A 20,092-nucleotide genomic window follows, 5' to 3' on the forward strand; every position below is an offset into this window, starting at 1 on the left:
TTAATAGTGGCTATCGTTATATAAATTAAAAATAATTTAAAAGATATCATTATTTAAGATTAACAAATCAATAGCTTAAAATCAAAATAAAACATTTATTATAAAAATTATACTTAAAATTTTATGAAATCCTTAGTTAGATCTTTCACATTATTTTTATTATTTTTCTTACATACAAAAAATTTCTCTCAGGTAAAAAATATCGGAATTCCAGATATAAAGAATTACAAAAGATCAGAATATAAAGGCGGAACTCAAAACTGGAGTATTGATCAGGATAAAAATGGAAACATTTATTTTGCAAATAATAGTGGTCTGATACAATTTGATGGCTCAAACTGGCATAAATACTCCCTACCTAACAAATCTGAGATCAGAAGCTTAAAAATTGATGCTTCGGGAAGAATATTTGTTGGAGGAAATAATGAATTTGGATATTTTAAAAATGATGAAAAAGGAATTTTAAAATATCATTCTCTCTATAACCTTTTAAGCCCGATAGACAAGGAAAATATTAATCTTATTTGGAGAATTCATATTTTTAAAGGAGAAGTTATCTTTCAGTCTTTCAGCAAAGTCTTTTTTCTAAAAAATGAAAAAGTTACAACTCTAACCGCGCCTCACAATTTTCAGTTTTCATTTTTAGTAAATAACCGTTTGTATTTTCAGGATAAAACTCTGGGTTTACTTGAATATAAAAACAGAAAACTTACTGCAATAAAAGGCACTACTTTTTTTAATGACAAGGAAATATGGTCTCTTTTTCCATTGCCTAATAACAGATTATTATATGCTACATTGGAAAAAGGTCTTTTTGTGTCCGAAAATGGCATTATCAAACCTTGGGCAACAGAAGCCAACGAGTTCATCAAGAAAAACACTTCGCTTGGCGGATCAATCATCAAAAACAAATTTATTATACTTAACTCTGTGTTAGACGGAGCCATTATCTGTGATTTAAACGGTAAAATAATCCAGCATTTAAATCGTCAAAAAGGTATTCAGAACAATACTATTCTTGTTTCTTTTGTTGACAAAAAAAGCAATATCTGGCTTGGTCTAGACAACGGTATAACTTTTATCAATGAGAATTCGCCTTTTTCTTATTTTGACTATAGTTATAATATAGGAACAGTCTATGCCTCGACAACTCATAACGGAAATCTTTATGTAGCCACAAATCAAGGATTATTCTACCATACTTGGGGAAGCACATTTAGAGATAGTCCCTTTACAAGAGTTGAAGGAACAATCTCTCAAGTTTGGAATATTCAAGTCTTAAATAATGTTTTAATATGTGCAAGTAATAGTGGAGCCTTAATTATTGAAAATAATAGGGTGTCAAAAATACTGGATAGCAAAGGATATTTTGGGTTTAAAAAAATACCAGATCACGAAAATTATATTATTGGAGAAAGTTATAATGGGTTTTCAATTTTTAAGCGCTCAGCCACTGGATATGATTACCTTCATCAAGTAAAAGGATTTGATGAAACGACCAATAATTTTTCTGTTGAAATAGATGCAAACTATTTGTGGCTCAAGAAAAATCCGTTCTTATACCAAGTAAAGCTTTCTGAAGATCTACAAAGATTTGATTTTATAAAAAAGCATGTTGGCATTTCAGAAAAATTTAAAGGAATAAACAGTCTCCAAAGCATTAACGGAAAAGTATATTTCCAAGTAAAAAATCATTTTTATAGATATTCTGTTGAACAAGAAACCTTTTTTGAGGATAAAAAAATAACGAAACTATTCGATGGAATCCCAACTATCAACACCTTAATTGAGGATTCTGAAGGAAACCTCTGGTATGCGTTTAATGAATCCCTTGGCGTATTAGTCAAAAATAAAAATGGAACTTTTACTAAGAAACAAGCTATATTCTCGAACTTAACAGGGAATTTGGTAAACAATTATATTTCGGTTAACGCGATAGATCCGCAAAATATTTTCATAGGTTTAACAGATCGTTTGGCGCATTACAATTCAACTATTCCAAGCACTTTCATGACAAAACCAAAAGCTTTTATTGAAAGTTTTACGAATCCTGGAGATACTATTTTAACTGGAAATCTGACCAATAAATTGGAATCATATAGCATACCTTACAAATACAATCGTGTTAAATTTACTTTTGCTTCTCCAACGTACGAAAATCAGGAAAATGTAATGTATTCGTATAAATTAGAGCCATTTGAAGAGAACTGGCGTGGCTGGTCCTCGACAGCCATTAAAGAGTATACAAATTTAAGAGAAGGCAATTATGTAATGAAATTAAGGGCCAGAAACAGTTATGGCATAGAATCGAATATCACAGAGGTCGAGTTTACTGTATCACCTCCTTGGTACAGGCACTTTTTGGCTTATTTATTTTACTTGGTACTCGTTTTACTTGGCGCTTATTTAATCTCTATCAGAATAAAATTGAAGATTAGAAAAAATAGGTATTACGAAACCATAGAACAGAGAAGATTATATCTTGAAAAGGAATCGAAAATCAGGCATGAGCAGCATGATTTGGAAAAAGAAATTGAAAAACTGAAAAATGATAAGCTCCAAATCAAAATTTTAGCAAAAGACAAAGAGCTAGTAAACAATTCTCTACAGGTTGTAAAAAAGAATAAAGTTTTAAATGGAATTATTCATAAACTGAAAGATATCGATACTGGAATATTGGATGAAACTACCAAAGCAGAGTTTAGCAAACTGCATAAAAGTATTGTAAAAGAAGTAAATACAGATAAAAGCTGGAAAGACTTAGAAAAACACATTAAAAATGTTCATTTTGAGTTCTTAAAACGCCTAAAAGGCCAGTACCCAACTATTTCTCCTAGAGAATTAGATTTATCTACTTATTTATTAATGAATATGTCGACCAAAGAAATAGCCGAAATTATGAATATTTCTACAGGTGGAGTTGAATTGGCCCGTTATCGTTTAAGAAAGAAATTAGGGCTAAACAAAAAGGAAAACCTAATCGGATTTTTAATGAGTATTTAAAAAAAGAGGCTGTCTTGAAAATTTCTGAGACAGCCTCTACTTTTTTTTAAATATATTCTAACGTTCGCTCTAAGGCCATACCTCGCGAACCTTTTATTAATATCATATTAGAATCAAATTTGAAGGTCGTAAGGAATTCAGCAAAAGCATCGAATGTTTCAAAAAACTGAATATTTTCCTTCGAAATTTTATTCGCAAAAAATGATTTTCCCAATAAGAAGCATTGAGCTTCATTCTGATTTGCTAAAGAATCCACTATAACTTTATGCTCATAAAGGCTTTCATCTCCCAATTCGAACATATCTCCAAGAATCATAATCTTATTTTTCTTGTCTAACTGTAGGAAATTGGTAATCGCAACAGCCATACTGCTAGGATTAGCATTATAAGCATCTAAAATAATCTCATTTGATCCTTTTTGCATCATTTGAGACCTATTATTAGCTGGAATATAATTTTCAATAGCGCTCTTTATATCACTTTCTTTAACATCAAAGTATTTTCCAATTGCTACTGCCGCATTAATATTATTGGCGTTGTAAAGTCCAATTAAATGCGATTCCACAGAAAAATTATTGTAGGCGATAGTCACAAAAGGATTAGCTGAAATATTCTGAATATTTAAATCCGCATTTTCCTTTTTTACTCCAAAAGTAAATGATTTTATTTCTTTTGATTTCTCAATCTGAATAGGATCTTCCAAATTTACAAAAACCGTTTTCTGGTTTGCTGCAAGATATTGATACATTTCGCTTTTACCCGCAATTACTCCTTCTACTCCACCAAAACCCTCCAAATGTGCTTTTCCAAAATTGGTTATATATCCAAAATCTGGCTGTGCAATCTGGCATAGAAATTCGATTTCTTTTTGATGATTGGCTCCCATTTCAACAATTCCAATCTCAGTTTCTTTGGTAAAAGAAAGCAAAGTCAATGGCACACCTATATGATTATTTAAATTGCCAATAGTCGCTTTTGTTTTGAACTTCTTTGACAGCACAACATTGATTAATTCTTTTGTCGTTGTTTTTCCGTTACTTCCTGTCAAAGCAACAATTGGAAGAGCCAAATAAGATCTGTGGAATTTTGCCAATTCCTGAAGCGTTTGGAGACTGTTTTCTACCAAAATAGTCCTGTCGTCAATAAAATAAGATTCATTGTCTATAACAACAAATAGAGCTCCTAAATCTAAAGCTTCTTTAGCAAATGTATTAGCATCAAAATTCTCCCCTTTAATAGCAAAAAACATCGAATTCTTTTCGATTTTTCTTGTATCAATAGACAGAGAACTGCATTGTAAAAACAAGTTATGAATGTCTTGAATATTCATTTATATATTTTTTAATAAGTCATAAAAGTAGAAAAAAAACAATAAAAAAATTCCAAATTCCAGACTGAATATTCAGCTTTTGGAATTTGGAATTTTTTATTATTTGAATTCCTAAATCTTAGTTTCTAGGAGATTTTCTTTTTTCAGATTTTGAACCTACTCTAGACATTGCACATCTGAAACCAATATAATCAGTTGCCATATCTTGAGGGAAGTATCTTCTTTGAGCTGGATCTAACCAGTAAGCTCTGTCTCTCCAAGAACCTCCTTTGTAAACTCTTACTTTATCATCGATTAAAGTTGTACGTTTACTAGAGTTATCATATTTTCTGATCATTTTTCCTAAACTGTCTGTTGTAACGTTATGTTTAGGAGAGTTGTACATTGCCTGATCTGCTTTAGGTCCAGACTCTGAATCACCAAAATCAAAAAATCTAGAAGATTGCTTATCACCATCTCTGTAATTGATGTTATCGCTTGTACTGAAATTTTGTCTTAAATACGTTTCTTGTTCGTCAACTGGCACTTGTGCAATTTCTCCCGGAAGGTTTCTTGCAATAACTTTACCATTACTTAAAGTATCATATTTAATAGTAGATGTTGTAACGATTTCAATTTTACCATCTTTACCAATTTTGTTTTTAGCATATTGGTTACCTCTATAATAGTTAAAATCATTTGCCTCGTTATCAATAATAGGTCTGTAAACGTCAGCTACCCATTCTGCAACGTTTCCTGCCATATCATATAGACCGAAATCGTTTGGTGCATAACTTTTCACAGCATTTGTAATATCTGCTCCGTCATCTGACCAACCTGCAATTCCACCGTAATCACCGTTTCCTTGTTTAAAGTTAGCCAATTGGTCACCTTTGTTTTTACGTTTGTTAGAACGTGTGTAATCTCCAGACCAAGGATATTTCTTTTGTCCTTTATAAATATTGTATTCTCTTTGTCCAACATCAGCAGCAGCAGCGTATTCCCACTCAGCTTCTGTAGGAAGTCTGTATTCTGGTAAAATAATTCCAGATGAACGTTGAGCATAAACATTTTTCTCTTCTGGCACAACACCATCTTTACCTGCTTTAGGTCTTCTTCCGTCAGGATTTTTCTTTATTACAATCTCTTCGCTTGCACCACGTGATGTACTTGGAGACATTAAATATCCTTCAGTATTAAATGCATTTTCAGCATTAACATCATTTGTTTTAGCTCCTTTTTTAAGATACCCGTTTTTCTCTAAAACAGCCTCGTTTACACGGTCTGTTCTCCATTTACTGAACTCAACAGCTTGAATCCAGTTAACACCAACTACAGGATAGTTAGCATAAGATGGGTGTCTTAAATAGTTATTAGTCATCGTTTCGTTGTATCCTAAACGATTTCTCCATACTAATGTATCAGGAGATGCTCCTTCGTAAATGTTTTTGTAATTTTCTTCTGTTGGTGGGAAAACTTTCTTTAACCACTCTAGGTATTCTAAGTACATACCGTTCGTAACTTCGGTTTCATCCATATAGAATGATTGAACGTGTTGTTGAGTTGGCGTGTTATTCCAATCGTGCATAACATCATCCTGTACTTTACCCATAGTAAACGTACCTCCTTCAACAAAAACCAAACCAGGACCAGCCTGTTGTTTTTTACCTGCATTTCTGGCAGCAGTTCCATTCTGACTATCTACATCCCAGCCAGTAGCTCTAGAAGCGTGAGTGGAACTCGATTTTTTGCTACAACTAGCCGTGCCCAACATCAATACCATTGACATCATTAACTGCAAGACTACAATTTTGTTTACTTTCATACTCATTCTTAGGTGATAAATTTAGGTGCTGCAATATAATAATTAACATTTAATTGGCAACATCTGTTCTAATAATTTTATTTAGCTGTTTTTTACCAGAAAATAACCTTTAGTTACGAACGCAAAAATATACTTTTTATTATTACTATAACATGAAATAGTATATTTTTACTTACTAAATATTTTTTAATTAAATCTCGCCTTTTTAACAGATGAAGCAAGCATTTCTAATTTACTTTTTTTTAATCCCAATCATCTCGTTTTCACAGACAAATGGAGCTATAACAATCGATTGGCAAAATAAAAAAGAGATAAATTATGGCGAAAGCAAAATCATAATTCCGTACTTTTTAGGAACCAGTTTCCGCTTCGACATTACAAAAAAAAGCATCGCATTACTTCAAAACCTAAATCAATCTGGCATTTCAAACGGCAGTTCAGTGCAAATTAGCAACATCGTATATGAATCGATTTCAAGCGCTGATTTAGGAGATTTAACAATTGAAAATATCCCTGAGACACCTAATGAATCCATAATAGTTACAAACGCAAGAGACATACGATATTCTTTCCTTTCTTTATCACCAATAATTAAGGCAGGAAACAGCTACAAACGCATAAAGTCCTTTTCTTACTTTATTAGCAATTCAAACACGCGAACTGCATCGACTTCTTCATTTCAAAAATCGGCGGCAATAGTAAATTCTGTTTTGGCTTCTGGAGATTGGTATCGCTTTTATATCCAAAAATCAGGGGTTTATAAAATAGATAGGTCTTTTTTGCAAAGTTTAGGATTTGACGTTTCTAAAGTTGATCCGAGAAGAATAAAAATTTATGGAAACGGCGGAAGAATGCTCCCTCTTGCCAACAGCAATTACTACCCAGATGATTTAACAGAAAATGCCATACAAATAACTGGCGAAAACGACGGTGTTTTTAACAATGAAGATTATATTCTTTTTTATGCTGAAGGAACTGACAACTGGAATTCTGAAAGCCAAACCAATTTAAACTTATACGACACCAAGTCCTATTATTATATTACCGTTTCTGGAGGAGATGGCAAGCGAATTCAAAACCTAAATCAACCGACAGGGAATAGCACTTTAGAATTAAACACGTTTGATGACTATCAATACCACGAAATCGACCAAACCAACATTGTGCATCTTGGACGTCAATGGCTCGGAGAATCATTTGATATTAATCAAGAACAGGAATTCACTTTTAGTTTTCCAAACCTAGACGTTTCTGCACCTGTAAAAATTGAGATAAACGCAGCTGCCGCATCTTTTACACCTACTTCTTTTGCCATAACAGCCAACGGACAAAATGTAGGCTCCATAAATTTTTCATCTTTAATACCCAATTCTGACACAAAATACACCACAGGCAAACTTCCTGCAAATACTCAATTTACCGGAGCAGACAATATCAAAATAAAACTTACCTATAATAATAATGGTGTTCCAGGATCAAAAGGCTATCTGGATTACATCAACCTAACAGCAAAACGAAAACTTTTAGGCTTAGGCAAACAATTTCATTTTCAATACAACGCTGCAGGTTCTACAGCTGGAATTGTCAATTATACTATTGGAAACGCATCAGGAATAACTCAAATTTGGGACGTCACAGACCTATATAATGCTTCTAAAGCTGAAAACACCAATCAGTCTTCTTTTAGCTTTAAAGCTAATTTAGGAGAGGTTAGAAAATATGTTGCAATAGATCCTTCTGATTATTACACTCCACTAAAAGAAAATCAGTCAAAAATTGCCAATCAAAATTTAAAAGGAACAATTTTTAGAAACAGCCAAAATGTTTTTCAAGATATTGATTATGTTATAATAACTCCAAAATCTTTAGCTTCTCAAGCAGAGAGATTGGCCAATTTTCACAGAACAAATTCTGGTTTAATCGTAAAGGTTATTTCTTTGGAAAACATCTATCAAGAATTTTCTTCTGGCAAACAAGACATTGCCGCTATTCGAAATTGTGTCAAATATGTTTACGACAATGCTTCTTCACCAGATAAGAGAGTGCGCTACTTAAACTTATTCGGAGACGCTTCGTATGATTACAAAGACAGAATTACAAACAACACTAATATTGTACCTATCTACCAATCCTTAATAAGCAATACTGTCGGCGAAGCTTCATTTGCCTCTGATGATTTTTACGGATTAATGGATGCTAACGAAGGAGTTGTTATTCCGTCTCTTGGCGGGATCGATATTGCTTTAGGAAGAATGCTAGTTTCAGACAACGCGCAAGCTCAGGAAATGGTCAATAAAGTCATCGAATATCATGACATAAAATCTTACGGAAATTGGAGAAACAATGTCGTTTTAATTAGCGATGACTCAGATAGACCAGGCGACCAAACTTTGCAAGCCAACCAAAACGCACTTGCAGATCTAATCGCGACTGAAAAACCTTTTTTTAATATTGATAAAATTTTTCTGGATGCTTATACTCAAGAAGCTTCTGCTGGCGGATCGCGATACCCAAAAGCGAGAACTGATTTCTTTAATGCTTTTGAAAAAGGCGCTCTAATATTTAATTATTTAGGACATGGCGGTGAAGATGGATTAGCAAGCGAAAGAATTTGGGAGAAATCTGACGGACAAAACCTTAGCAATCAATACAAATACCCCTTATTCATAACCATTACATGTGAATTTTCTCGTTTTGATGACCCTACAAGACCAACAGCCGGCGAATATGTATATTGGAATCCGAAAGGAGGCGCGATTTCAATGTTGACTACAGTTCGCGAAATCGGACAAACAAATGCCGAAGAATTTAACAAAACACTGAGTAAAAACCTTCTTTCTTATGGTTCAAATCAATACAATACTATTGCAGAATCATTAAGAATATCCAAAAATGAAAATCCTAGCTCTTCTAGCAATGTTGTCTTTTATATAGGCGATCCTGCTTTAATGCTCGCTATTCCAAAACCACGAATTAATTTAACGAAAGTGAACGATATTGTGATTTCGCAAGCGATTCCCGATTTAAAATCATTATCTAAAATAAAAATATCAGGAGAAATAACAGACGAAAACAATACTCTTTTAAACAATTATAACGGAGAATTAGCGACCGCCATATTTGACAAGTTAATCACAAATACCACCTTAAACAATGATGGCTTTAGCCCTCCAATGCAGTTTAAAACTCTCGGAGAAACCATCTTTAGAGGAAATGCATCTGTAACCAATGGACAATTTGAATTTAGTTTTGTAGTCCCTAGAGACATCAGGGTTCCCGTTGACAATGGCAGAATCAGCTTTTATTCGAAAAAAAACGAATCATTAGAAAACCAAACCGGCTATAATAGCGCCATAAAAATTGGAGGGATAAATGAAAATGCACCTCAGGACAATATAAATCCAAAAGTGAAGTTATATATGAACGATGAAACCTTTGTATCTGGAGGAATTACGAATGAATCGCCATTTCTTTTGGCCTTTTTAGAAGATGAAAACGGAATTAATACAGCAAGCGGAATCGGACATGACATTGTTGCCATTTTGGATGGAGACGTAAGTAATCCTTATATTTTGAATGATTACTATCAAACAAAATTAGACGATTACACCAACGGAAATTTACGCTTTCCATTTCGAAATTTAACCCCTGGACTGCATACTATAAGTTTTACTGCTTGGGATGTTTACAATAATCCCGTTACGAGTGAAATTCAATTTACAGTTGTAGGAGACGACTCCTTGACACTATCACACGTTCTTAATTACCCTAATCCATTTTCAACTTATACACAATTTTGGTTTTCTCATAACCGACCTTATGAGCCATTAGATGTACAAGTTCAGGTAATGACTATTACAGGAAAAGTAGTCTGGACAAAAAATCAAACCGTTACAACAGAAGGATTTTTATCAAGAGAAATAACATGGGACGGAAGAGATGATTTTGGCGACAGAATCGGAAAAGGAGTGTACATTTACAAACTGACTGTAAAATCGAATTTAACAAATAAAAAAGCAGAAAAATACGAAAAGCTTGTCATCCTATAATATTATATATATTTGCACTACCAAAACACTAATCCCATAAATGAAAAAACTATCACTTTTATTAATTTGTATCTTTAGCATTTACACCTCAAGGGCTCAGGAATCAAGGCCTATTGTTACTGGAGTACCTTTTTTATTAGTCGCTGCTGATGCTAGAGCAGCAGGTTTGGCAGATCAAGGAGTAGCCACTTCTGCCGACGTTTTCTCACAACAATGGAACCCCGCCAAGTATGCATTTTCTGAAGATGCACAAGGCCTTTCCATCAGTTACACTCCTTATTTAACAGATCTTGCCAATGACATTTCGTTGGGTCAGGTTACGTATTACAACAAAATCAATGAACGAAGCGCATTTGCAGGAAGTTTTCGTTATTTTGGTTTTGGAGGAATCGAGTTACGATACACAGGAGATCCAAATGAGGCCGTACGAGAAGTAAATCCAAACGAGTTTGCTTTAGACGGATCGTATTCACTTAAATTAAGTGACCGATTCTCTATGGCAGTTGCCGCACGTTTTATTAACTCAAATTTAAAAGTCGCTTCAGAAGAAGTTGATGCAACATCTGCAAGTTCATTTGCTGTTGACGTAGCTGCTTTTTATCAATCAGAAGAAATTGCTTATCAAGATTTCAACGGAAGATGGAGAGCTGGTATCAACCTTCAGAATATGGGGCCAAAAATTAGCTACGATAACGACAACATAAGCTCAAACTTCTTACCTGCTAATTTAAGATTAGGTGGAGGATTTGATTTTATTTTTGACGATTACAACAAACTTACTTTAAGTGCTGAACTTACTAAACTTTTAGTTCCAACACCTCCAGGAATCGGAACACCAGTAGATGTAAATGGCGACGGAGACTTCGATGACCCTGAAGATATTTCGCAGCAAGAAGCAACAGATATTGGCTATAGAAATTATAACGATATTGGCTGGTTCGAAGGAATGTTCAAATCTTTTGGAGACGCTCCAGGCGGATTTAAAGAAGAAATGAAAGAGGTAACCTATAGCATTGCTGGTGAATATATGTATCAAGATGCTTTTGCATTCAGATTAGGATATTACCATGAAAGTCCAGAAAAAGGCGCTAAACAGTTTTTCTCTTTAGGAGCAGGATTTAAATACAACATCATGAAAATTGATGTCTCGTACTTATTCTCAGCTTCGAAAATAAAAAATCCTTTAGAAAACACACTTCGTTTCTCTTTAACGTTTAACTTTGGAGACAAATACGATAATTACTAAAGAAAAAAGATTACAATAAAAATAATTCAATCCAAATTCCAGCATTTTAGGAATTTGGATTTTTTTTCCCTTATAAACAGATGAAAGAAATCAACATAACCTCTTCATTTACAATATTTGACAATTTAAATGAACTTCCAGCCGATATTCAGGATCTAATGACCCAAGCTGTAGAAATCAGAAAAAAAGCTTATGCCCCTTATTCAAAGTTTAAAGTTGGCGCTGCCTTGCTTTTAGACAACGGAAAAATAATCTTAGGTTCCAATCAAGAAAATGCCGCTTATCCGTCTGGACTTTGTGCTGAAAGAACAGCCATTTTTTATGCAGGAAGCACCTATCCAGAAGCCAAAATCTTAAAAATGGCAATTACAGCAGCTTCAGACACTAATCAGACAACTGCTCCTATTCCGCCGTGCGGATCTTGCCGACAATCAATAGCAGAATACGAGATAAAACAAGACACCCCTATTGAAATCTATTTTATGGGAGAAATTGGTGAGATTTACAAATCGTCATCCCTAAAAAATTTGCTCCCATTGATGTTTGATAAAAAGTTCTTGTAAAAAAAAGCCAAAAAGTATCGTTTTAATTTTAGTTCTTAAATGTAATGTCTTATTTTTGCATCCCGACCTTTCGGGCGCAAATTTGTGGGAGGAAACTATTTTGCGTTACAGGCACAATAATCGATAACACAAACAACTTTAGCAAAAGAAAGAATTCAGATGAAAGAAGTTACAAAAGAGGTATATTTAAAGTGGTATGAAGACATGCTACTTTGGAGAAAGTTTGAAGACAAACTTGCAGCGTTATACATCCAACAAAAAGTTAGAGGTTTTCTACACTTATATAATGGTCAAGAAGCTGTATTAGCAGGTGCATTGCACGCTATGGATTTGACCAAAGATAAAATGATTACTGCTTACAGAAACCACGTTCAACCAATTGGTATGGGCGTTGATCCAAGAAATGTAATGGCTGAGCTTTTAGGAAAAGCAACAGGGACTTCTAAAGGTATGGGAGGTTCTATGCACATTTTCTCTAAAGAACACGGTTTTTACGGTGGACACGGAATTGTAGGTGCTCAAATCCCAGTTGGAGCGGGTATTGCTTTCGCAGACAAATATTTTAATACTGGCGGTGTTACTATGACTTACTTTGGTGATGGTGCTGCTAGACAAGGTTCTCTTCACGAAGCTTTTAACATGGCTATGCTATGGAAACTTCCAGTTGTATTTATCGTTGAAAACAATGGTTATGCAATGGGAACTTCTGTAGAAAGAACTGCAAACCACACTGACATCTGGAAATTAGGTTTAGGTTACGAAATGCCTTGCGGACCTGTTGACGGAATGAACCCTGTAAAAGTTGCCGAAGCAATGCACGAAGCTATCGAAAGAGCACGTCGTGGCGATGGGCCAACTTTCCTTGAAATGAAAACGTACCGTTACAGAGGACACTCTATGTCTGATGCGCAATTATACCGTTCTAAAGAAGAGGTTGAAGAGTACAAAAAAATCGACCCAATTACGCAAGTTCTTGACGTAATCTTGGATCAAAAATATGCTACTGAAGAAGAAATTGAAGTAATTGACCAAAGAGTTAAAGACTTGGTTGAAGAGTGTGCGAAATTCGCTGAAGAATCTCCATACCCAGACTTAAAACAATTATACGATGTAGTATACGCACAAGAAGACTATCCATTTACACCTCATAAATTATAATATCATGGCGATTAAAGTAACAATGCCTCGTTTGAGCGATACTATGACAGAAGGAACGGTAGCAACTTGGCTTAAAAAAGTAGGCGACAAAGTAAGCGAAGGTGATATCTTAGCTGAAATTGAAACAGACAAAGCAACTATGGAGTTCGAATCTTTTAACGAAGGAACTCTTTTACATATCGGAATTCAAGCTGGAGAAACTGCTCCAGTTGATTCATTATTAGCTATCATCGGTAAAGAAGGAGAAGATATTTCTGCTCTTTTAGCTGGTGGTGATGCTCCTGCTGCCGAAGCTCCAAAAGCGGACGCTCCAGCTGCCGAAGCAAAAACTGAAACTGCTGCTCCTGCAAAAGCGGCTGAATTACCAAAAGGTGTTATAGTTGTAACTATGCCACGTTTGAGTGATACAATGACTGAAGGTACTGTAGCAACTTGGTTGAAAAAAGTTGGCGATACTGTAGCTGAAGGAGATATTTTAGCTGAAATTGAAACAGACAAAGCTACAATGGAGTTTGAGTCTTTCAATGCTGGAACATTATTATACATCGGAATTCAAGAAGGAAGCACTGCTCCTGTTGACAGCTTATTAGCCATCATCGGACCTGCAGGAACTGACATTTCTGGAGTTGCTGATAACTTTACTGCTGGTGGCGCTGCAACTGCAAGTGCTCCTGCTGCTGAAGAAACAAAAGCTGCACCTGCTGCACAAGCTACAGAAGCTGTTGCTGAAACTTCAAACGGAGGAAGAATTTTAGCTTCACCATTAGCTAAAAAAATCGCTTCTGACAAAGGAATTCAATTAAGCCAAGTTAAAGGATCTGGAGAAAACGGAAGAATCGTAAAAAGCGATATCGAAAACTTTACTCCATCTGCTCAAGCACAAACTGCTGCTTCTGCTCCTGCTGCTAAACAAGAAGCATCTGCTCCTGCTGCACCAAAAGTATTTGTTCCTGCTGGTGAAGTTTACACAGAAGAGATCAAAAACTCTCAAATGCGTAAAATCATTGCAAAACGTCTTTCTGAATCTTTATTCACTGCTCCTCACTACAACTTAGTGATCGAGGTAAGCATGGACGAAGCAATGCAAGCTAGAGCTGCTATCAATAGCGTTCCAGATACAAAAGTATCTTTCAACGATATGGTAATCAAAGCTTGTGCTTTAGCATTGAAAAAACACCCAAAAATCAACTCTACTTGGAAAGAAGATGCTATCATCATTAACCACCACGTAAACATTGGTGTTGCTGTAGCTGTTGAGGACGGATTAGTTGTTCCTGTATTGAAATTTACTGATGCTATGAGTTTATCTCAAATTGGCGGTTCTGTAAGAGATCTTGCTGGAAGAGCTAAAAATAAAAAACTTGGACCACAAGAAATGGAAGGAAGTACTTTTACAGTATCTAACCTTGGTATGTTTGGTATTACTGAATTTAATTCAATTATCAACCAGCCAAACTCTGCTATCCTTTCTGTAGGTGCAATTGTTGAGAAACCAGTAGTTAAAAACGGTCAAATCGTAGTTGGAAACACAATGATGTTATCATTAGCTTGCGACCACAGAACAATTGACGGTGCAACTGGCGCTCAGTTCTTACAAACATTAAAACAATACATCGAAAGCCCAGTTACAATGTTGGCGTAATCTTTGTTAATTTTATAATTAAATCCCATTTTGTTTATTCAAAATGGGATTTTTTATTTAATTTTCATCCTCAAATTCAAAACCTCACAAAATGAAGAAACTAATTCTTGTCGCTTTATTTCTGACAGCAATTGCCTGCCAGAAAAAAGGGCAAACAGAAAAAACGGCTACTGTTACAGACGAACACAGTTACTCCAAACCAGAACTTGCCGTTGCGAAGCACCTTGATCTTGATATCAAAGTTGATTTTGACACACAAACTATTTCAGGAAAAGCATCTTGGACAATTGACAACATCAGTAAAGGAAACGAAATTATTTTCGATGAAAACACTTTAAATATCACTAAAGTAACTTTAGGCGACGAAGAAAAAGAAACGAAATTTGAACTTGGAGCAGATACTGAATTTCACGGAAAACCGCTTCATATTACAATTGAACCAAACACAACCAAAGTAAACATTTATTACAATACTACTAAAGATGGTGTGGCTTTGCAATGGCTTAAACCAGAGCAAACTGCAGACAAAAAGAAACCTTTTGTTTTCTCTCAAGGAGAAAGCGTTTGGTCTAGAACCTGGATTCCGTGTCAGGATTCGCCAGGAATTCGTTTTACTTATAATGCAAAAGTTACGGTTCCTAAAGATTTATTGGCGGTTATGAGCGCTGTAAATCCGCAGAAGAAAAATGACACTGGAGTCTATACTTTCAAACAAGACAAAGCAATTCCTTCTTATTTAATGGCAATTGCAGTTGGAGATATTGAATTTCAAGCAATCGATAACAGAACTGGAGTTTATGCAGAACCATCTGTTTTAAAAAGCGCTGCTTACGAATTTGCTGAACTTGGCAAAATGGTAAATGCAGCAGAAAAATTATACGGACCATACAGATGGGGACGCTACGATGTTTTGGTTTTACCTCCAAGTTTCCCTTATGGCGGAATGGAAAATCCAAACTTGACTTTCTTAACTCCAGGAGTACTTGCCGGAGATCGTTCGCTTACAAGCTTACTAGCACACGAATTAGGACACAGCTGGAGCGGAAACTTAGTTACAAACGCAACTTGGGATGATATTTGGCTAAACGAAGGTTTTACTACTTATGTGGAACATAGAATTGGAGAAGCTATTTTCGGTAAAAAAGAATTTGACATGCAAAACGTTATCACCAATAAAGAATTGGTTGACAATGTTGCCGAATATGGAGATACAAATCCAGATACAAGATTAAAAGTTAGCTTGACAGGAAGAAACCCTGATGACGGAATCAGCATGATTCCTTATGTAAAAGGATATTCTTTTTTAAGGGTAATTGAAAATGCCGTTGGACGCGAAAAATTCGATCCGTTTATTAAAAATTATTTCGATTCTCATGCTTTTCAATCGATCACAACAGAAGATTTTGTAAAGTATTTAAACGAAAATCTTATCAAAGGAGACAAGGCTTTAGCAGATAAAATCCAATTAGATAACTGGATTTACAAACCAGGAATTCCATCAAACATTGTTCCTGTAAGTTCTGCCGATTTTGATGCAATTGACGCTATCCAAAAAAGCTGGAGAGAAACTGGCGTTGCAGGTTTAAGCAAAAAAATCACCACAACTGCCGAAAAACAGCATTTTATAGATCATCTTCCCGCTGATATTACTGCAAAGGAAATGGAAGCAATTGACAAGGAATTCAACTTTACCAAGGGCGGTAATTTCATTATCAAACGCCAATGGTTTGTTCAGGCAATTCGCCATCAATACAAAGCTGCTGATCCTGCAATTGAACAATTTTTAATTGGAAGCAGCAGAACTGGCTCTATCATGATGCTTTATAAAGAAATGGTTAAAACTCCAGAAGGAAAAGTTTGGGCTAAAAAAGTTTTTGATAAAGCAAAATCTGGTTATCATGCAACGACTATTCAGGATGCAGCAAGTGTTTTGAAGTAATTTTTTTTTTAGAATATAAGTTTAAAAGAGTCTGTTTTTTTAAGAACAGACTCTTTTTTTTATTCGCAATAATTGTCATTCCGAGGAACGAGGGATCGCACTAGAAATTCCACAAAGCAATCCCTTAATCTTTGTCGAGTTTCGTGTGTGATCCTTCCTTCGTCAGGATAACAAACTAAACGAAAAACAATCTTATGAAAACGAGTGCCCTAGCCCCGATAGAAGTGGAAATCCTTTTGTGTCTCGTTTCTTTAACGAGACACAAAAGATTGGAACGGATAGCGGGAAATAGCTCCTAAAAAAACATCAGGGAAAATTATCCATTACATAGCGTACTTTCTCCATGTTTTAAAATCTGTAATCGTCGCAACTTTGTAATGTCAAAAGACAACAACAAATAACAACTTTAAAAATTAAATAAAATGGCACGATTAACAGCATTAAACCCAGAAGAAGTAACAGGAAAAACTAAAGATTTATTCAACGCTGTTCAAGCAAAATTGGGCGTTGTACCAAACATGATGAGAACAATGGGAAATTCTCCAGTGGTTTTGGAAGGATATTTAAATTTAAGCGGCGCTTTGAGCCACGGAAAATTAAGTGCAAAAACAGGTGAATTAATTGCCTTAGCCGTTTCAGAAAGCAACTCTTGCGATTACTGTTTGGCAGCTCACACCTTTATTGGAGAAAAACTAGTAAAAACAGATCCAGCGGTTTTACACGCTGCAAGAACAGGAAATTCTGATGACGCGAAAACAGAAGCGATTTTACAATTGGCTAAAACATTAATCAGCAAAGGTGGTTTAATAAATGACGAAGATGTAAACAAAGCTAAAAACGCTGGAGTTTCTGATGCTGAAATTGCAGAAACTATTGCACATGTAGCTTTAAACGTTCTGACAAACTACTTCAACAACGTAGCCAATACAGAAATCGACTTTCCAAAAGTTTCTAACTTGGAATTGCAAAACTAATCTAGACAATAAAAAACAAGTTATAGAGATAGTTGTGAATTCATTTCATGACTATCTTTATGTTTTTAAAAATGAAACCGAATATGAGCTCTCAAAATGTTTTCACTTTAATCAATCCGCAGAACGGAAATTTGGCTTTTAAAATCCTTCCTTTTGATGACAACAGCCATTTCGACCACTTACAGCGAAACAATTATTATTCTTTAATTTGGGTAACCAAAGGAAAAGGCAAGGTAAAAGCTGATTTTGCTGAACATCATTTTGAAGAAAACTCTCTTCTTGCCTTTTCTCCGTATCAACCTTTTATGCTTTGTGTAAACGAACCGATTGAAGGAATTGCCATTCACTTTCATCCTGATTTTTATTGCATTCATATGCATCAAAAAGAGGTTTCGTGCAATGGCGTTTTATTCAATAACATTTATCAACCTCCGTATGTTCAAGTTACAGAACAAGCTTCGCAGACTTTTAATATGGTTATTGATCAAATGAAAGCCGAAATTCAAAATGCTGAATTGGCGCAATATGAATTACTAATTTCTTATTTGAAGATTTTTCTAATTACGGCTTCAAGATTAAAAACAGAACAATTTGAAGAAATGAAATCAGTTCCAGATTCAAAAGAGCCTTTAATTCTTCAAAGCTTGAAAGATGCAATTGAACTCAATTTTAAAACTAAACATTCAGCTGGAAATTATGCTGAGTTATTAAACATTTCTCCAAAAGCATTAGCAAAATTGTCTAAGAATTATTTCAACAAAACCTTAACCGATTTAATTTCAGAAAGAATTATTATTGAAGCTAAAAGAGAATTGTACTTGACCAATAAAACCGTAAAAGAAATTGCCTACGAATTAGGTTATGACGATGAACATTATTTCAGCCGTTTCTTTAAAACCAATGCTGATGTTTCACCTCAAATGTATCGTGAAACTGTTGGTTTTGGCAAAATAGAAGCTTAGTTTAGAGTTTTCAGTTTTCAGTCACAGTTTTCAGTAATTACAGACTTGAAAACTGTGACTGAAAACTGCGACTATTTGTTCTTCGCTTCAATCCATTTTGACATGTACATTGTGCTTTTAAAAGCGTGATGCTGCAACAAATTCCCCATAAAATTATGAAGACGATGGCTTTTTGAATCAATCAAAAGGGAATTTGTCAATGAAATCAATTTCTCTAAATAATCCTTTTTTTGATAGCATTTATTAATGATTTCGATTCCGTTTTTTTGAGATTGTTTCCAAAGATTTTCATCTTGATATAACTCAATAGCTTTTTTAGCAAATTCTGCTGGATCATCTTCAATAAAACCATTCCAAGGTAAATTTGCATACATAGCTTCTGAACCAACAGAAGTGGTTATGCTTGGTGTTCCGCATTGCATGGCTTCTAATAATTTTCCTTTCAGACCCGCTCCAAAACGAATTGGCGCTAAAACTACTTTTGCATTTTTTACTATTTCATTGGCATCTTCTGCCCTTCCCATAATGTAAAAACCGTTTTTAGGCTGATGCAACTGCAATACTTTCTGCGAAGGATAAGCACCATAAACCTTCAAAACTGCTTCTGGAAAATCTTTTTTTATAGAAGGCCAAATGGCTTCTTTTAAATATTGAACAGTATTCCAATTTGGCTCATGAAGAAAATTTCCAATAAAAACAAAATCATTTCGTTTTTCAAAAGAAGGCAATTCCAGCAAATCTCCCTCTTTCATTTCATCAACCAAAAAAGGAAGATAAAAAAGCAAATCTTCATTGATTTTGAAAACATCTTTTAGAATACTCATTTCAAATTCAGAAATAATAAGAGATACATCGCATCGCAAAATACTAGCAATTTCTCTTTTTGCCACTTCTTCAGATAATAAATCTTCTAATTCAAAAATGCGGTTTTCTTTGAAAGCTTTTTGCCTTGCAGTTCTTAAACAATGCAGATCTTCTGTATCTAAAACTCTAATCGCTTTTGGACATTTTTCAACAACTCGCCAACCAAACTGTTCTTCGATCATGAATCGATCAAACAAGACAACATCCGGATTTAATTCGGCTACAAAATCATCAAAACTTGAAGAATTAAGTTCGATGTTTTTTTTAATTACTCCAAATTCGAACAAATCAACCATAAAATCGCTGTCCTGAGCCGCACTTGCAAATGTGATTTCAAATCCATTCTCCTTGAAAATAGAAATCAATTGCATCATTCTTCCGCCTGCAGCAGAAGACTTTGGCTCTGGCCAAACAAACCCAATAATTAAAAGTTTTTTTATTTGATTCATAAACTTTGTTTCACATTACAAAATAATGCTTTTTTCCGCGGATTTGCACCCAATTTCCTGAAATTCGGTCGCAAAAAAACACTAATTTTGCAAAATCTAAATGCTGGGA

General features: G+C 34.7%; 12 protein-coding genes. 9 read left to right on the forward strand and 3 right to left on the reverse strand.

The window, feature by feature from the left end; genetic code table 11:
* Positions 1-123: 123 nt before the first annotated feature.
* Complete coding sequence (locus tag DM397_RS20530; RefSeq protein ID WP_111379349.1) at positions 124-3,003, forward strand: triple tyrosine motif-containing protein; 2,880 nt, start codon at positions 124-126, stop codon at positions 3,001-3,003.
* A gap of 46 nt (positions 3,004-3,049) precedes the next feature.
* On the opposite strand, the gene DM397_RS20535 is transcribed toward DM397_RS20530, so the two are convergent.
* Both DM397_RS20535 and gldJ read right to left on the reverse strand, forming a co-directional pair.
* Positions 3,050-4,333 (reverse strand): UDP-N-acetylmuramoyl-tripeptide--D-alanyl-D-alanine ligase, encoded by a 1,284-nt coding sequence (locus DM397_RS20535; protein ID WP_111379350.1) that lies wholly within the window; start codon positions 4,331-4,333, stop codon positions 3,050-3,052.
* A 118-nt stretch (positions 4,334-4,451) separates the two neighbouring features.
* Positions 4,452-6,137, reverse strand: coding sequence for a gliding motility lipoprotein GldJ (gene gldJ, locus DM397_RS20540; protein ID WP_111379352.1), 1,686 nt, complete (start codon positions 6,135-6,137; stop codon positions 4,452-4,454).
* A 212-nt stretch (positions 6,138-6,349) separates the two neighbouring features.
* On the opposite strand from gldJ, the gene porU reads away from it, so the two are divergent.
* The 8 genes from porU to DM397_RS20580 all read left to right on the forward strand — a co-directional run bounded on the left by porU (position 6,350) and on the right by DM397_RS20580 (position 18,670).
* Complete coding sequence (gene porU, locus DM397_RS20545; RefSeq protein WP_111379353.1) at positions 6,350-10,186, forward strand: type IX secretion system sortase PorU; 3,837 nt, start codon at positions 6,350-6,352, stop codon at positions 10,184-10,186.
* A gap of 40 nt (positions 10,187-10,226) precedes the next feature.
* Positions 10,227-11,432: a type IX secretion system outer membrane channel protein PorV gene (porV, locus tag DM397_RS20550; protein ID WP_111379355.1), complete on the forward strand. Its 1,206-nt coding sequence runs from the start codon at positions 10,227-10,229 to the stop codon at positions 11,430-11,432.
* Between the two features lie 80 nt (positions 11,433-11,512).
* Positions 11,513-11,995, forward strand: coding sequence for a cytidine deaminase (gene cdd / locus DM397_RS20555; RefSeq protein ID WP_111379357.1), 483 nt, complete (start codon positions 11,513-11,515; stop codon positions 11,993-11,995).
* Positions 11,996-12,154: 159 nt separating this feature from the next.
* Positions 12,155-13,153, forward strand: coding sequence for a pyruvate dehydrogenase (acetyl-transferring) E1 component subunit alpha (gene pdhA, locus DM397_RS20560; protein WP_111379359.1), 999 nt, complete (start codon positions 12,155-12,157; stop codon positions 13,151-13,153).
* A 4-nt stretch (positions 13,154-13,157) separates the two neighbouring features.
* The gene (locus DM397_RS20565) at positions 13,158-14,795 is read left to right on the forward strand and encodes a pyruvate dehydrogenase complex dihydrolipoamide acetyltransferase (protein ID WP_111379360.1); all 1,638 of its coding nucleotides are present in this window, start codon (positions 13,158-13,160) and stop codon (positions 14,793-14,795) included.
* Positions 14,796-14,886: 91 nt separating this feature from the next.
* On the forward strand, positions 14,887-16,734 hold the full coding sequence (locus tag DM397_RS20570; protein ID WP_111379362.1) for a hydrolase/aminopeptidase: 1,848 nt from the start codon (positions 14,887-14,889) through the stop codon (positions 16,732-16,734).
* Between the two features lie 422 nt (positions 16,735-17,156).
* Positions 17,157-17,708, forward strand: a complete 552-nt coding sequence (locus tag DM397_RS20575) for a carboxymuconolactone decarboxylase family protein (protein WP_111379363.1) — start codon at positions 17,157-17,159, stop codon at positions 17,706-17,708.
* A gap of 71 nt (positions 17,709-17,779) precedes the next feature.
* The gene (locus tag DM397_RS20580; protein ID WP_239457887.1) at positions 17,780-18,670 is read left to right on the forward strand and encodes a helix-turn-helix domain-containing protein; all 891 of its coding nucleotides are present in this window, start codon (positions 17,780-17,782) and stop codon (positions 18,668-18,670) included.
* A 71-nt stretch (positions 18,671-18,741) separates the two neighbouring features.
* Here DM397_RS20580 and DM397_RS20585 read toward each other — a convergent pair whose 3' ends face one another.
* Complete coding sequence (locus DM397_RS20585) at positions 18,742-19,983, reverse strand: glycosyltransferase family 4 protein (protein ID WP_111379365.1); 1,242 nt, start codon at positions 19,981-19,983, stop codon at positions 18,742-18,744.
* Positions 19,984-20,092: the final 109 nt, after the last annotated feature.

This window comes from Flavobacterium nitrogenifigens, from assembly GCF_003254565.1.
Taxonomy (GTDB): domain Bacteria; phylum Bacteroidota; class Bacteroidia; order Flavobacteriales; family Flavobacteriaceae; genus Flavobacterium; species Flavobacterium nitrogenifigens.